This window comes from Mesorhizobium bavaricum (genome assembly GCF_056781655.1).
The window spans coordinates 661,584-676,360 of the sequence record NZ_CM165566.1 but is presented as its reverse complement, the minus strand read 5'-3'; the positions used below and the strand labels follow the sequence as shown (position 1 = coordinate 676,360).

The window sequence follows — 14,777 nt, the reverse complement described above, 5'->3', positions numbered from 1 at the left end:
CAGGGACCTTCAAGCGACATCGCGGTTTTCGTGGACAATGCGCGAGCGCATGCTCTTGGCCAGCACCGTTTCAAGTCGCGCTGCAACCGCGCGATCCCATTCGTTTGTGCGCTGCGTGCCGTCTTTCGGATGCGGCATTGCCATCAGCCGGTCGATGATCGATCCGGCCTCGCCAGGTGAGAGCAGGGCGTCGATTTCACGTTCGTTTTGCATATCGGTTCGCCTCCTTCTTCCTCTCCGCCACGAGCCAGTCTTATACGAGATACGTGACGGCTGTTTGAAGGCAAGAGCGAGGTTATTGAGGGGCGGCAAAGGGCAAAACCGTGTCGTCGGAGCCGGCCTTGCGCAAAGCCGTTCCTGCGTCTGGCCAGGCCAGCTCGCAGCTTCTACAGCCGCTTCTCGAACAGCACGGTGGTGAAACCGCTGTCCCATTCGTCATCGGGGTAGCGATCCTTCTCGACATAGCCGACAGCTTTGTAGAGCGTCTGGCTGCGCAGGTTGAACGTGTCGGTTTCCAGACGCGCCTGCCCAAATCCGGCGGCACCGATGGCCTGTTCGGCATCGGAAAGCAGCTTGCGGCCGACGCCTTGACCCTGGCGCCACGCTATCACGTGTAGGGCTTCGATGAAGTCTGCGCGCCAATGGATCAGCCCGGCGACGTCGCCGTCGATCTCGGCAACGGCAAATTCCGGCCAGCTCTGGTCGACATAGCGACCGCCAGTATCCGATTCGACGTAGCGCTGCGCCGATTCGTCAGTGATGTGCGGCAGCCATGTGCCTTCGAACGTTTCTTACAGCACCCGCTTCAACGCCGGGATATCGCTTGCCTGCGCCCGACGCACGATGATTAGATCCTCTGCCACTTTCCGTCTCCTGCCAGCCGCCGCGTGGCCTTTTCGGCGGCGCGGCACCTTGAAGTCGCCCAGGCCGACAAAGATGTGCGATCTTGGCGGCCTGCGCGAAGTGGCTGACTAGCAGGAGGCTCTTGCCGCGGCTTTCAGCCAGAGATGGTGGATGTCGGTCCAGAGATCGGGTTTCACACGTACCGGTTGACGATGTTTTCCAGCAGTTCCTGGCGGCCCGACCTTGGCTGCGGCTCGATCTTCTTCTTGACCACGCGCTCGGCGATCTCTTCCAGCGTGCGCTTGCCGGCAAGCATCGCCTTGCCCTCAGCCGTGCTCCAGCCGGCATAGCGTTCGGCCAGTGGCGCCGACAGGGCCTTGTCTTCGACCATGCGGGCCGCGGCCTTCAGGCCGCGCGCACAGGAATCCATGCCGCCGATATGACCGATCAGCAGATCCTGCGGATCGAGCGACTGGCGGCGCAGCTTGGCGTCGAAATTGGTGCCGCCGGTCTTGAAGCCCCCGGCCTGCAGAACCTGATAATAAGCCAGCGCCATTTCCGGCACGTTGTTGGGGAACTGGTCCGTGTCCCAGCCCGACTGGTAGTCGTTGCGGTTCATGTCGATCGAGCCGAAAACGCCGAGCGCATTGGCCAGCGCCAGCTCGTGCTCGAAGGAATGGCCGGCCAGGATGGCGTGGCCCTGCTCGATGTTGAGCTTGACCTCCTTCTCCAGTCCGAAGCGCTTGAGGAAGCCGTAGACGGTGGCGACATCGTAGTCGTACTGGTGCTTTGTCGGCTCCTGCGGCTTCGGCTCGATCAGGATGGTGCCCTTGAAGCCTATCTTGTGCTTGTAGTCGACGACGAGGCTGAGGAACCGGCCTGCCTGTTCCTGTTCACGCCCAAGGTCGGTGTTGAGCAGCGTCTCATAACCCTCGCGCCCGCCCCACAGCACATAGTTCTCGCCCTTCAGCCGCTTGGTGACGTCGATGCAGCTTTTCACCGTCGCCGCCGCATAGGCAAAGACATCCGGATCGGGATTGGTGGCCGCCCCCGACATGAAGCGGCGATTGGAGAACAGGTTGGCCGTGCCCCACAACAGCTTGACCCCGGTCTGCTTCATCTTGGCGGCGAAATAGTCTGCGATCTCGTCGAGGCGTGCTGCACTTTCGGAAAAATCGTTGCCCTCCGGCCGCACGTCGGCGTCGTGGAAGCAGAAATAGGGCGCGCCGAGCAGCGAGAACATCTCGAAGGCGACATCGGCCTTCAGCTTTGCCAGCTCCATCGTGTCGGTGCCGCCCGCCTTGGGGAACCACGGCCGGTCGAAGGTCTGGCCGCCGAAAGGATCGCCACCCGGCCAGGCGAAGGAATGCCAGTAGGCGACGGCAAAGCGCAGATGATCTTCCAGCCGCTTGCCAGCCACCACCTCATCGGGATTGTAGAACCGGTAGGCCAGCGGATTGGTCGAATCCGGCCCCTCGTATTTGATCTCTTTGATGTCGCCGAAAAAACCGCTGCTCATGATGTTGTCCTCTTTCGAATAGTTCGTCCTGATTACCTCAGGCGTAATTGGTTTCGTTCTTCCGCTGGCCGAAAAGGCTCATGTCAAAACCGTCAAACGAAGGAGACAGACCATGACCGACCTCAACACGATTGCCCAAAACTACATCAGTGCCTGGAACGAAAGCGACGCGAACCGCCGGGCCGAATTGCTCGAGGCGACCTTCACAGAGGACGTCAGCTATCGCGATCCGCTGATGCAGGGCGACGGCCATGAAGGCGTCGCGGCTCTGATTGACGGCGTGCAGCAGCGTTTCGCCGGCTTCCGGTTCTCGCTGAAGGGCACGCCGGACGGTTTTGCCGACAAGATCCGCTTCTCGTGGAATCTCGGCTCGGAGGGCACTCCCTCCATCATCGAAGGCACCGATATCGGCGTCATCGAGAACGGCCGCCTGAAGAGCGTTACCGGCTTTCTCGACAAGGTGCCGGCACAATAACGCCGTCCTGAAGGGCCGCGACGAGGGTGGGAAACCGCTCACGCCGTGGCCCCTTTGATGGCCGGATACAGCGCCCGGTAGCGTTGATAGGCATCCGTATAGGCGCCGCCCAGGGCTGCGTCCGGTTCGATCGTCGCATCGGTTGCTGGTGCCGTGCAGATGCTGAGCGGATCCGCACCCGTCGCCGCGATCAGCCCAAGTCGCGCCGCGCCAAAGGCAGCGCCGAAATCGCCGTCGGCGGGAATGTCGACGGGCAGGCCAAGCGCGGTGGCGATCGCTTTCAGCCAGTAGCGCGAGCGCGAACCGCCGCCGATCGCCGTCACCCGCGTCAAGGTCGTGCCGGCGGTGGCCAAGGCTTCGAGGCTGTCACGGAAGGCAAAGGCGACGCCTTCGAGGACGGCCTGCGTCAGCACGGCACGGCTCGATTCATGTGCCAAGCCTGCGAACGCGCCACGAATGGCGGAATCATTGTAAGGCGTGCGCTCGCCCGAGAGATAAGGCAGGAAGGACACACCGCTCGGGGCCTTCAGCGTATCGCCGAGTTCGGCGGTCAACTCACCGGCGCCTTTGCCCGTGATCTCCACCAGCCAATTCAGCGAATCGGTCGCCGACAGGATGACGCCCATCTGATGCCAGGTGTTCGGGAGCGCGTGGCAGAAGGTGTGGACAGCGCTTCCCGGGTTGGGCAGGTAGGAAGCATTGGCGGCAAACAGCACGCCCGAGGTGCCGAGCGAGACGAAGGCGTGGCCCGCGCCCACCGTGCCCATGCCGCAGGCCGACGCCGCATTGTCGCCGGCGCCGCCAGCGATCGGGATGCCGGCCGGCATGCCCCATTTTGCGGCAAGTTCGGCGCGCAAGGCGCCAGCCTTCTCCGTGCCCTCGACCAACGACGGCATCTGCTTTTCATCGAGCGATGTCGCGGCGAGCAGGTCAGCGCTCCAGTGCCGCTTGCCGACATCGAGCCAGGAGGTGCCGGCCGAATCCGACATTTCCGAAATATGTTCGCCCGAAAGCCAGAGCCGCAGGAAATCCTTAGGCAGCAGCACTTTTGCGACTTTAGCGAAGACAGCGGGTTCGTTGTTCTTCACCCAGGCAAGCTTCGGCGCGGTGAAGCCGGGAAACACGATGTTGCCGGTCAGCCGGCGAAAGTGTGGGTCGGCGTCAAGTGCGGCCGCCTCGGCATGGCTGCGCGTGTCGTTCCACAGGATGCAGGGCCGCAGCACCTTGTCGGTGGAATCGAGCAGGGTCGCGCCATGCATCTGACCCGACAGGCCGATGCCTTTCACCGCGGCAAGCTGCCCTGGATGGGAAGCCTTCAGTTCCGCGATTGCTTCTTCGCAGGCACGTATCCAGTGAGACGGGTCCTGTTCCGACCAGCCCGGATGCGGCCGCGATACGTCGAGCGATGCATGGCCGGAGCCGATGACGGTCTGGCCGGCATCGATCAGCAGCGCCTTGACGCCCGACGTGCCCAGATCGAGGCCGAGATACATGTTTTCCTCCCATGCCATTAATTTTTTCGGATCTCGAAAAAATCTGGCTTGGCCAGTTTTTAAGACAAGATCCGCTTCGGGTCAATTCTCTGACAAATCAGCGGTGCGTCGCGAAAGCAGCGCTGACAGCGGACTGCCGGGGCGCGCCATCGAGCGTTCTGCCGTGAGCTCCCTGGCCAGCGCACGGTCTCCGGCCCGCAGGGCGGCTTCGATCAGTGTCAGGTCGATGACGTCGCGCTGGGCATGGCTGCCGCCGAAACGGTGGGCGATCGCTCGGATCGGCCGGATCAGGCGAACAGTCTCGGCATAGTTCCCGGCGCCGAACGCCTTGATGGCGAGTGTCAGGGGATGCCCGACATCCCGGGTGAAAGCGGCGTTGTCGTCGCTGCCGCGCATGGCCTCGCGCTGTGCCTCTAGAAGGATTTGGGCAGGCGCGTCGAGCCCGGCGCCGACAAAGGCCATCATCGCGTGGGCATCGTTGAAGGCATAATTGCCTGCGCCGGCCTTGGGGGCCCAGTTGGCTGCAAGCTCTGCCCAGCGGTCGCCGGCATCGACGCCACCGAGATAGAGCCGCCATAGGATCGCCGAGGCATCGACCATGTTGAGCGCCAGTGCCGATCGCTCGCCATAGATCGGGCCGTCATAGAGTGACATGACCTCGTCGGCCTCGCCGAGGTCATAGTGGAACAGCGCCAGGTGCCACCAATTGTGCACCTTGAGGAAGCTCTCCTTCGTCCATGCTTCGGGATTGGCGCGCATCCAGGCAATGCCGTCGCTTTGCCGGCTTTGCATCTCCATGACATGGGCCACCGCATGCTGGGCCCAGCCGTCGCGCGGTTCCAGATCGACCGCGGCGCGGCCAAGCTTCTCGGCTCGTGCATAGTCACCCATCTCCTCCAGCCCGAAGGCCTGCATGCCGAGGATGGCGTGGTAGCCCGGCATGCCGCTTTGCCAGGATGGCAGGGCGCCGGCGATACGGTCGCGCAGCATGCGGGCATTGCCTGTGAAGAAGTCGATCTGATGCCCAGTCTGCAGCGCCACCACGTCAAGCGGGAAGTCGATGGCGATATCCCTGAGAATGCCGCCGGCATCATGCCAGCGCCCGTTGGCGAGATGACCAAGGGCTGTGACATGCGCCTGCTCGCGCGTGGTCGCGGCAAGCGGCAGTGCCGCCTCATGGCAAGCCTTGGCCACGGCCGTCGCCTCTCGCTCGGTGGCGAGGCCGAAGAGATAGCCCTTGAAGACGTGCGCCATAACGAAGCCGGGATCTTCCGCGATGGCGCGGTCGACGGAGGCTACGGGATCGCCGATGAAGCACTGCAGTTCTCGCATAGCCTGGCTGTAGGGCGTGAACCCCGCCTCCGTTGCGCCCGACAGTGTCAGGCCGAATGCGTCCCTGATTGCCATGCAATGTCCTCTGGTCAATCCGCGATGGGCCCTCGATCCTTAGGCCCAGCGCGATCCTAAAGCATGGGCCACAGACACGCCAACCCTGCAGTGCGCTGATCTACTCCAGTGGGTTTTGCAGTTTATCAACCATGAGGTACAGATCAGCCTTTGTAAAATCGAACGAATTGTGGCTTCATTGCGGCGCGGGCGAGGGCCTTTAAGTCGCGATCTGAGAGGGGACGCGATGCGGCACTTAGAAATGAAGCTTCCAAACAGCCGTTTGGAAGACATGTGTGAAACAATTGCTTATCTGCGGCGAAGGCCGCGCCAGATACATCCATGGTTTATTAGCGTTCTTGCAACTACGGCGCTGGCGTTGCTGCCCAATTCCGCGGCCTTCGCCGCATGCGTGCTCGTTCCGTCTCCTGGAAACGACACCTTCACATGCGACAGCGGTGATTCAGGCGGCAGCCTCACCGACAATGGCGGCGACAACGCGCTGAATTTTCCCGCCGCTGGGACCGGGCAGATATCCGGCAATGTCACCTTTGGCGTCGGCACGGACCGCATCGACATGCAGTCCGGCACCATCACCGGCACTGTCGATCAGGGCGGCGGCACGGATTTCTTCACCATTGGCGCCGGCACTGTTGCCGGCAACGTCCAGCAGGGCGCCGGCATCGACGACTTCAATATGAGTGGCGGCCAGGTCGGTTCGCTCAACCAGGGCGACGGCCTAGACACCTTCACCATGACGGGTGGGCGCATCGTCGATTTCTTCGACGATGGCGACCGTGCTGTCATGACCGGCGGCCGCATCGGCCGCGTCAACATGAAACTCGACAAAAACTATTTCAACATGTCGGGCGGAACCATCGACCGCAACCTTGTCACCGGCTTCGACCAGGACACGATCATCCTGTCGGGCGGTATCATCGGCGGCAACATCAGCGTCAGCGGCGGCAATGACAGCGTCACGGTCACCGGCGGCACGGTCGGCGGCGATATCCTGATGAGCTTTGGCGCCGACAGTTTCGTCTGGAACGGCGGCGGCATCATCTACGGCGCCGTCGATGTCGGCGGCGACAACGACACCGCCAGGCTCAGCAACCTCACCAACGCCCATCTCGGCGCCACGGATGCAATAACCGGGGGCCTCGGCACCGACGCGCTGACCCTCGACAACGTCAAGCTCGACGGCATCAGCCGGCTGCAGAACTGGGAAAGCATCATCGCCACCAACGATACCGAGCTGACGCTGGACGGCAATCTGGTGCTTGGCGACAGTGGCACCGGCACCGGCGCACTCAGCGTCGACGCCTCGAGCACGCTGTTTGGCGGCGGCGGCTTCAACGGCTCGATCCAGGCCTTTACGGCAGGCCAGTTGGCGCAGGTCACCAATGCCGGGCGCATCGACCTGACCAATGGCGGCTCCGGCGCGACCGACCGTCTGACGATTTCCGGCAACTATACCGGCATCGGTGGCCTGCTGTTCATCCAGACCGAGCTTGGCGATGATTCCTCCGCATCGGACAGGCTGGTGCTGTCAGGCGGGACGGCGTCCGGCTCGACCGGCATCTCGGTGATCAATCTCGGCGGCGGCGGCGCCGAGACCACGCAGGATGGCATCATGGTCGTCCAGGCGGTCAACGGCGCCACGACAGGCGCCACCACCTTCGCCCTCGACACGCAGGTCGCGGCCGGTGCCTTCGAATATTATCTGTTCAAGGGCGGCGTCAGCGCCGGCAGCGAAGAGAACTGGTATCTGCGCTCGACAGTGACGACGCCGACCCCACCGGCACCGGCACCGCCGGCGGTCGAACCGCCACCGCCGCCGGAACCTGGCACGCCGCCGCCGGAACCTGAACCGCCTGCGGTCGAGCCACCGCCACCGCCGCCGTCAGCGCTGCCGCCGACGCCGCCGCCGACCGAGGGCGACATCAACACCCCGCCGGTCGACCCGACGCCGCCGGTGCAGGCCAGCGATCCGGAACCCGCGCCGCCGCCCCCGCCGCCAGCGGCGCCACCGGCAGATCCACCGCCGCCGCCACCGGTGGTGCCAACCCAAGCCCCTGCGCTTCCAGCGCCGACGCCGCCTATTGGCCCGGCACCTGTACAGCCGGCGCCGCCGACGCCCGGAGCGACGGCCGTGCAAGCAGCCGCGATACCGCTCTATCGCATCGAGGTGCCGGTCTATTCGGCCCTGCCGCCGGTGGCCGAGCATCTGGCGATGGCAACGCTCGGCACCTTCCATGAACGGCGCGGCGAGCAAAGCCTGTTGTCGAACGCTGAACTGTCGCCGGTCTGGGGCCGCATTTTCGGCCAGGACACTGAGATGGGATGGTCGGGAACGGTGTCGCCGTCCTTCGACGGCACTCTGTTCGGCTTCCAAGGCGGCTTCGACCTGTTCGGCCGCGAGACTGCGTCAGGCGGGATCGATCGTGCCGGCCTGTTCGTCGCCTATGCCAGCATGAAGGGCGACGTGCGCGGCCAGGCGCTGGGATGGAACAATCTGTCCGTCGGCAGCATCGATCTCGACGGCACCAGCGTCGGCGGCTACTGGACCCGTATTGGCCAGGGCGGCTGGTACTTGGACGGCGTCGTCATGGCGACCTTCTTCGGCGGCAACGCAACCTCTTCACGCGACGTCGGCATCGACGTCGACGGCACCGGTGTCACCGCTTCGCTGGAGGGCGGCTATCCCATTGCTCTGGCGCAAGGCTGGACGCTTGAACCGCAGGCGCAACTGGTCTGGCAGCATTTGTCGCTCGACGACACCACGGACCGTTTCTCGTCGGTTTCCTTCGATCCCGACGACAGCGTCGCCGGCCGGCTGGGCGTGCGGCTGCAGGGCGAGACTGTTATCAACGGCATGGCGCTGCAGCCTTACCTCAAAGCCAATATCTGGCATGATTTCGGCGGCACCAGCCACGTCAATTTCGACACCACCGACATCTCGACCGAGGGTAGATCGACCTCGTTCGAGGTCGGCGGCGGCCTTGTTGCCAAGGTGACGGACAAGGTCAGCATCTTCGCCACCGGCGACTACACCACCAATCTCGGCGGCGACCAGCGCCGCATTCTCGAGGGCAATCTCGGCGTCAGCGTCAAATGGTGATGCTGACAAAGGCCCCGAAACTGTCGTTCGGGACCTTGGTTAAAAAGAGAGAGTAATTCCGGACAACTTTTCCTGGAATTGCTTCTAATTGCCCGAACGCATCGCCACTGTGGCGATGCCGGCGCCGACCAGCAGCGTGCCACCGGTGCGGTTGAAGATGCGGATTGCCTTGGGATTGCGCACGACGTTGCGGGCGCGCGCCGCGATCAGCGCATAGCCGAAGGCATTGGCGAAAGCGAGCGCCAGGAAGGTCGTCTCGAAGATCAGCATCTGCGTCCAGAAATCGGCGTGCCGGTCGAGGAACTGCGGCAGGAAGGCGACGAAGAAGGTGATGCTTTTCGGGTTGAGCGCGGTGACCAGCCAGGCATGCGCCATCATCTTTGCCGACGACACCGCGTCGGTGCGCGGTTCGGCTTTCAGCGCCCCACCGGCGCGAAACAGTTTCACGCCGAGATAGATCAGATAGCCGGCGCCGATCAGCTTCAGGATGGTGAAGACGGTCGCCGAAGCGGCCAGCAGCGCACCGATGCCCAGCATCGACAATGTCATCGCGGTGAAGTCGCCAAGCGCCACGCCGACTGCCATCGGCAGAGCAGTGCGCCAGCCCTGGCCCAGCGCGTAGGACACGACCAGAAGGATGGTCGGACCCGGAATGATGAGAAGGATCGTCGATGCGGCAGCGAAGGCGGCCCAGTTTTCGAAGGACATGCTCGTCTCCTTTGAGCGTAAAGAAGAGGATAAATCCTTGGCGCCGGGAGAATGTAAAGGGGCGATTTCCCTAATTTCGCCAACGGCAGATCGGTGTCAGTTCGCCCCGCTCGACGTGCCCACGATATCGGCCAGGCTGACATTGGCATTGAGAACGGTTGCCGCTGCGACAATGGCTGCGGCAAAAAGCTTGATGTCGGTTTTTAAGGTCTTGCACATGGATCCCCCTCGGTAGCTGCCTGAGAGGGGTAGGAAACGCCGGCGCCTTGAATATGACCTGACGGAAGTCTTTCTGTGCAGCAGCCCTTTGGTCGACGGCCGGGCGGCAGGTCGAACGCCCAGCAAGGCAACGCGCCAACGCAGGCAGTACAAGGCCTTCACGCTTTATCAACCATGAATGATGAAAATGGGTTCTATCCGGCCGGACCGTGCTTCCCGCCGACAGCGTAGGGTTGGGTATATGCTTGAGTTGCCGCCAGGTCTGACGCCGTCGCGAAACGGCGACGCAATCGAAACCGATCATCAACTTTCCCGCCGCGCCATCCTGTCCGGGGCAGGCGCGCTGGCGCTGCTCAGCGCCGCCGGTTGTTCGACCTCGGGCGGCGGCCTGCCGGCGCTGGAACTCGACGACACGGTCACCAGTTCACTGCGGCCGATCCGGCCGAGCATCAGCGTCGACAAGCACATCACCAGCCCGGACCTTATGTATGCCTCGCTGACGGATGGCGGCTTCAACGTGCCGGAAGTGCCCTATCTCAAGGTCAAGCCGGAATTCCGCCGCCAGATCGTCGTCGACACGACGGGCGAGGCGCCCGGCACCATCGTCGTCCATCTGCAGGAGCGCATGCTCTATCTCGTCCAGCCGGGTGGTGATGCCATCCGCTACGGCGTCGGCATCGGCAAGGACGGTTTCCGCTGGTCCGGCCGCGCCAACATCCAGTACGGCAGGGAATGGCCGACCTGGACGCCGCCGCCCGAGATGATCGCCCGCAAGCCGGAACTCGTGAAATGGCAGGCCGGCCAGCCTGGCGGCCTCACCAACCCGCTTGGTGCCCGCGCGCTCTACATCTACCAGGACGGCAAGGACACCGGCTATCGGATCCACGGCTCGCCTGAATGGTGGAGCATCGGCCAGGCGATGTCGTCGGGCTGCGTGCGCCTGATCAACCAGGACATCATCGACCTCTACAGCCGCGTCTCCAGGAAGAACCCGGTCGTCGTCATGTGACTTGCCGGCCGCCTGCGCGGCCGCCTTCATCTTTTGCATGGGCATGATCCCGAAAACCGGTTGCGGTTTTTCGCGATCACGCTCTGGTTTCTCCCGTTGCGCGATGCCGCAAGACAGGCGAATGTGCCTGCGAATTCATCGCTCGGGAGACGTCAGGAATGGCCGGAACTTTTGTTATCGCGCAGGGCGGCGGCCCAACCGCCGTCATCAACCAGACGGTGGTCGGGGCGACGCTGGAGATCCGCAAGCGGCATCCCGGCGCCAAGGTGCTGGGCTCCATCCACGGCGTGCGCGGCATCCGTGACGGCAATTATGTCGACCTCTCCGCCATTCCCGAAGACCGGCTGCGGCTGATTGCCGGCACGCCAAGTGCAGCCCTTGGCTCGACGCGCGACAAGCCGGATGCCGCCTATTGTGACGTGATCCTCAACGGCCTCAAGAAGGCCGGCGCCGATGCCTTCATTTATATCGGCGGCAACGACACGTCGGGCACGCAACAGATCCTGACCGACGCCGCCGGCGGCAAGATCGCCTTCGTCCATGCGCCGAAAACCATCGACAATGATCTTGAGGAAAACGACCACACGCCGGGCTTCATCTCGGCGGCCGAATTCGTCGCCGGCGCCTTCCTGTCCGTCGACCTCGATTTCCGCGCTCTGCCTGGCATCTATGTCGGCATCGTCATGGGCCGGCATGCCGGCTTCCTCACGGCTGCCGCTGCGGCCTGGCAACTCGACCCCGACAGCGGCCCGCACCTCGTCTATGTGCCGGAACGGCCGTTCTCGGCCGCCGGCTTCATCGACGACGTGCGCGCGACGCTCGATCGCCACAAGCGCTGCATCGTAGCGGTGTCGGAAGGTGTCAGCACCGCCGACGGCAAGGCGCTGGTCGAAAGCCTGGTGCCGCCGGAGAAGCTGGAGCGCGACGCGCATGGCAACGTCAAGCTGTCGGGCAGCGACCTGCCGGCAGCGCTCGAACGCGCGCTGGCCGAAGGCTTGCCCGGCAAGCGGGCCCGCGTCGATGCGCTCGGTTACATGCCGCGCGGCTATATCGGCGCCATCAGCGCGGTCGACGCGCAGGAGGCCTTCGATGCCGGCGCCTTCGCTGTCACCGTCGCCGAACAGGGCGGCGGCTCGGTGGCGCTGCAATATGACGGCACAAAGACGGTGTTGAAGAAGGTGCCGCTGAAGAACGTCGCCGGCAAGACCCGCCACATGCCCGACGATTTCATGAAGCCCGATGTCAATCAGCTGTCGGATGCCGGCATGGCCTACCTCAGGCGGCTGGTGCCGGAAAAGTACAAGGTCGGGAAGCCATTCGTCTGATGCAGGCATCACAGGTGATGCCCGGCTCACACGTGATGCCGGACTGGTTCAGCAAGAGCATCGTCGACGAAAAGACGACGATGCTGACCGAGCCGTTCGTGCATGGCTACGTCCGCGCCAACATGTGGCATCTGCGCGGCCGTGATGTCGACCTGCTGGTCGATACCGGCATGGGCATCTGTCCACTGGCGCCGCAGATCGAAACGCCGGCCGGCAAGCCGCTGCTGGTCGTCGCCACGCACATCCATCTCGACCATGTCGGCTCGCTGCACGAATTCCCGTTGCGGGCGGGGCCAAGGATGAGTGCAGCGCAGTTCGAGAGCATGGATGACGCCGCGACCTACGCCTACATGTTCCGCGATCTCGAAGGTGCCGTCTCCAAACTGCCTGCGCCGGACTGGAAGGCCGCCGACTATGCGATACCATCCGCGCCGCTGACACGGACGCTTGACGAGGGCGATGTGGTCGATCTCGGCGATCGTCAGTTTCGCGTGCTGCACCTGCCCGGTCATTCGCCGGATTCGATCGCGCTGTTCGACGAGGCCGATGGCCTGTTCTTCAGCGGCGACGCCATCTACGACGACACGCTGATCGACGACCTGCCGGATTCGGACCGAACAGCCTATCGCCGCACGATGAAGCGCCTGCTCGACCTGCCGGTCCGCATCGGCCATGGCGGTCATGGGACGAGCTTCGACGGCAAGCGCATGCGCGAGATTGCAACGGCCTATCTCGGGTGAACCGGCGGGGGCTGAAGCCCCGCGAGGCCGGGAAGGCCGTCTCGCCTGTCGCTTGACGACATTGTGACGGGCCGCCACCCGGAAATTAAATCTTCGTAAGGTCGCCTGAAAACCCTAAATCGGGCCAATCCATACCCTAGATGCAGGGCTGTCGATCCGGTCGGTTGCCATGCCAGGCGAGACGGGCAATCGCGACCCTCGACACGCCGGATGGCCAGTTTCCAAGGGAGACGGCCACAGCGCTGGATCAACTCTCGCCCGGACAAACGACCATGTCAGATATCCTTCGCAGACATCGCGTCGCGGCCTTGCTGGGCGCTGCGCTGATCATATGCCCCTTTGTCGTGTCTTTCGCTCAAAGTGCGAGCAACGCCGTTCCGACAACCCAGACACCTGTCGCCGGCATCACGGCTCCCAACGGCTCGTTCGCCCCGATCGTGGCCGCCGACAAACCGGCGGTGGTAACGGTCACCACAGTCATGAAGGCACAGCCGGAAAGCACGGACGACGGCATGCCGCTCGAGAATTCGCCGTTCGACGAATATTTCCGCCAGTTCTTCGGCGACCAGGGCATGCCCTCGCCAAGGACACCGCCGCAGGAACAGGCGCAGCGCGCCGAGGCACTCGGCTCAGGCTTCATCGTCGCTGCCGATGGCACCATCGTCACCAACAACCACGTCATCGATGGCGCCTCTTCGATCAAGGTGACTCTCGACGACGGTACCGAGCTTCCCGCCAAGCTCGTCGGCCGCGATGCCAAGAACGATCTCGCCGTGCTCAAGATCAAAGCCGACAAGCCGTTGCCGACCGTCAAATGGGGTGACTCCGACAGGCTGATGACCGGCGACCAGGTGCTGGCGATCGGCAATCCGTTCGGCATCGGCACCACGGTCACCGCGGGCATTGTCTCAGCGCGCGGCCGTGATCTGCACAGCGGCCCGTTCGACGACTTCATCCAGATCGACGCGCCGATCAATCATGGCAATTCCGGCGGTCCGCTGGTCGATGTGAACGGCAATGTCGTCGGCATCAACGCGGCGATCTATTCGCCCAATGGCGGCAGCGTTGGCGTCGGCTTCGCCATTCCATCCGACCAAGCCCAGAAGGTGGTCGCCAAGCTGATGAAGGACGGTTCCATCCAATACGGCTATCTCGGCGTCGAGATCCAGCCGGTGACGCCGGATGTGGCGAGCGCCATCGGGCTCGATCATCCTGGCGGCGCGCTGGTTTCGCAGGTCAATGACGGCTCGCCTGCCGCCAGCGCCGGGGTCGAGACCGGCGATGTCATCACCGGCTTCGCCGGACAGGATGTGAAGGATCCCAAGGATCTGTCGCGGGCAGTCGCCGACGTGGCGCCCGGCGCCCGGGAATCGCTTGAGGTCTGGCGCAAGGGCAAGGCGGTCCAGATTTCCGTCGATGTCGGCCGCAACAGCGACGATGTGAAGACCGCGTCGGTGACCGACGGGTCCGGTGCGCCCAGCGCCGGGCAAGGCAATCGAGTCCCCGCGATAGGACTTGGCCTGATGGACATCACGCCCGACATTCGCCAGCAGATGAACCTCGCCGACACTCAGCACGGCGCGGTGGTTGCCAGCGTCAATCCCGACAAGGCGGCCGCGGCTTCCGGAATCCAGGCCGGCGACATCATTATTGCCGTCAATCAGGTGCCGGTGAAGAGCGCCAGGCAGGTCACCCAGGCGATTGCCCAAGCCGGCAAGTCCGGCAGGAAATCGGTGCTGTTGCTGTTGGAGCGCGACGGCGGCCAGATTTATGTCGCGGTGCCGTTTGCCAATGGCTGAGACTTAGCGCTCAATCGAGCGATCGGCGGGATCGGTGACGACGATCCCGTCGATCCGGTCCGTCAAGATTTCAGTTGCCCGCCACGGTATCTTCGAGAAAACTGCATGAGGGCTGACACATGGCCTGATGCAGGGGGATT

Annotated in this window: 13 protein-coding genes; 6 read left to right on the top strand and 7 right to left on the bottom strand. The window is 63.7% G+C overall.

The genetic code is table 11. The features are described from left to right. Positions 1 to 9: 9 nt before the first annotated feature. The 3 genes from AC1RZR_RS03205 to xylA all read right to left on the bottom strand — a co-directional run bounded on the left by AC1RZR_RS03205 (position 10) and on the right by xylA (position 2,362). A complete protein-coding gene (locus tag AC1RZR_RS03205; RefSeq protein WP_457151085.1) occupies positions 10 to 213 on the bottom strand; it encodes a hypothetical protein in 204 nt (67 codons plus the stop codon). A gap of 173 nt (positions 214 to 386) precedes the next feature. After that, the gene (locus tag AC1RZR_RS03200) at positions 387 to 761 is read right to left on the bottom strand and encodes a GNAT family N-acetyltransferase (protein ID WP_481829007.1); all 375 of its coding nucleotides are present in this window, start codon (positions 759 to 761) and stop codon (positions 387 to 389) included. A 275-nt stretch (positions 762 to 1,036) separates the two neighbouring features. Next, positions 1,037 to 2,362 (bottom strand): xylose isomerase, encoded by a 1,326-nt coding sequence (gene xylA / locus AC1RZR_RS03195; RefSeq protein ID WP_481827620.1) that lies wholly within the window; start codon positions 2,360 to 2,362, stop codon positions 1,037 to 1,039. A gap of 112 nt (positions 2,363 to 2,474) precedes the next feature. Here xylA and AC1RZR_RS03190 point away from each other — a divergent pair, with 112 nt between their 5' ends. Beyond that, positions 2,475 to 2,837 (top strand): nuclear transport factor 2 family protein, encoded by a 363-nt coding sequence (locus AC1RZR_RS03190; protein ID WP_481827619.1) that lies wholly within the window; start codon positions 2,475 to 2,477, stop codon positions 2,835 to 2,837. Between the two features lie 38 nt (positions 2,838 to 2,875). Here the strand turns inward: AC1RZR_RS03190 and xylB are convergent, their stop codons facing one another. Further along, a complete protein-coding gene (gene xylB / locus AC1RZR_RS03185; protein ID WP_481829006.1) occupies positions 2,876 to 4,330 on the bottom strand; it encodes a xylulokinase in 1,455 nt (484 codons plus the stop codon). 81 nt (positions 4,331 to 4,411) lie between these two features. Next, on the bottom strand, positions 4,412 to 5,737 hold the full coding sequence (locus tag AC1RZR_RS03180; protein ID WP_481827618.1) for a tetratricopeptide repeat protein: 1,326 nt from the start codon (positions 5,735 to 5,737) through the stop codon (positions 4,412 to 4,414). Positions 5,738 to 5,963: 226 nt separating this feature from the next. Here AC1RZR_RS03180 and AC1RZR_RS03175 point away from each other — a divergent pair, with 226 nt between their 5' ends. Then, on the top strand, positions 5,964 to 8,837 hold the full coding sequence (locus AC1RZR_RS03175; protein WP_481827617.1) for an autotransporter family protein: 2,874 nt from the start codon (positions 5,964 to 5,966) through the stop codon (positions 8,835 to 8,837). 84 nt (positions 8,838 to 8,921) lie between these two features. On the opposite strand, the gene AC1RZR_RS03170 is transcribed toward AC1RZR_RS03175, so the two are convergent. Then, positions 8,922 to 9,545, bottom strand: coding sequence for a LysE family translocator (locus AC1RZR_RS03170; RefSeq protein ID WP_111545008.1), 624 nt, complete (start codon positions 9,543 to 9,545; stop codon positions 8,922 to 8,924). Between the two features lie 96 nt (positions 9,546 to 9,641). Further along, positions 9,642 to 9,764, bottom strand: coding sequence for a hypothetical protein (locus tag AC1RZR_RS03165; protein ID WP_481827616.1), 123 nt, complete (start codon positions 9,762 to 9,764; stop codon positions 9,642 to 9,644). Positions 9,765 to 10,005: 241 nt separating this feature from the next. On the opposite strand from AC1RZR_RS03165, the gene AC1RZR_RS03160 reads away from it, so the two are divergent. The 4 genes from AC1RZR_RS03160 to AC1RZR_RS03145 all read left to right on the top strand — a co-directional run bounded on the left by AC1RZR_RS03160 (position 10,006) and on the right by AC1RZR_RS03145 (position 14,637). Continuing rightward, a complete protein-coding gene (locus AC1RZR_RS03160) occupies positions 10,006 to 10,773 on the top strand; it encodes a L,D-transpeptidase (RefSeq protein ID WP_481827615.1) in 768 nt (255 codons plus the stop codon). A 158-nt stretch (positions 10,774 to 10,931) separates the two neighbouring features. Further along, positions 10,932 to 12,098 (top strand): diphosphate--fructose-6-phosphate 1-phosphotransferase, encoded by a 1,167-nt coding sequence (locus tag AC1RZR_RS03155; protein ID WP_379101181.1) that lies wholly within the window; start codon positions 10,932 to 10,934, stop codon positions 12,096 to 12,098. A gap of 35 nt (positions 12,099 to 12,133) precedes the next feature. Further along, the gene (locus AC1RZR_RS03150; RefSeq protein WP_477269774.1) at positions 12,134 to 12,838 is read left to right on the top strand and encodes an MBL fold metallo-hydrolase; all 705 of its coding nucleotides are present in this window, start codon (positions 12,134 to 12,136) and stop codon (positions 12,836 to 12,838) included. A 272-nt stretch (positions 12,839 to 13,110) separates the two neighbouring features. Next, a complete protein-coding gene (locus AC1RZR_RS03145; protein WP_481827614.1) occupies positions 13,111 to 14,637 on the top strand; it encodes a DegQ family serine endoprotease in 1,527 nt (508 codons plus the stop codon). The last annotated feature ends 140 nt before the right edge of the window (positions 14,638 to 14,777 follow it).

Bases quoted from the DNA above. Each gene is read 5' to 3' on its own strand.
- AC1RZR_RS03205 (WP_457151085.1), bottom strand. From the start codon at position 213: ATGCAAAACGAACGTGAAATCGACGCCCTGCTCTCACCTGGCGAGGCC.
- xylA (WP_481827620.1), bottom strand. From the start codon at position 2,362: ATGAGCAGCGGTTTTTTCGGCGACATCAAAGAGATCAAATACGAGGGG.
- AC1RZR_RS03190 (WP_481827619.1), top strand. From the start codon at position 2,475: ATGACCGACCTCAACACGATTGCCCAAAACTACATCAGTGCCTGGAAC.
- xylB (WP_481829006.1), bottom strand. From the start codon at position 4,330: ATGTATCTCGGCCTCGATCTGGGCACGTCGGGCGTCAAGGCGCTGCTG.
- AC1RZR_RS03180 (WP_481827618.1), bottom strand. From the start codon at position 5,737: ATGGCAATCAGGGACGCATTCGGCCTGACACTGTCGGGCGCAACGGAG.
- AC1RZR_RS03175 (WP_481827617.1), top strand. From the start codon at position 5,964: ATGCGGCACTTAGAAATGAAGCTTCCAAACAGCCGTTTGGAAGACATG.
- AC1RZR_RS03170 (WP_111545008.1), bottom strand. From the start codon at position 9,545: ATGTCCTTCGAAAACTGGGCCGCCTTCGCTGCCGCATCGACGATCCTT.
- AC1RZR_RS03165 (WP_481827616.1), bottom strand. From the start codon at position 9,764: ATGTGCAAGACCTTAAAAACCGACATCAAGCTTTTTGCCGCAGCCATT.
- AC1RZR_RS03160 (WP_481827615.1), top strand. From the start codon at position 10,006: ATGCTTGAGTTGCCGCCAGGTCTGACGCCGTCGCGAAACGGCGACGCA.
- AC1RZR_RS03155 (WP_379101181.1), top strand. From the start codon at position 10,932: ATGGCCGGAACTTTTGTTATCGCGCAGGGCGGCGGCCCAACCGCCGTC.
- AC1RZR_RS03150 (WP_477269774.1), top strand. From the start codon at position 12,134: ATGCCGGACTGGTTCAGCAAGAGCATCGTCGACGAAAAGACGACGATG.
- AC1RZR_RS03145 (WP_481827614.1), top strand. From the start codon at position 13,111: ATGTCAGATATCCTTCGCAGACATCGCGTCGCGGCCTTGCTGGGCGCT.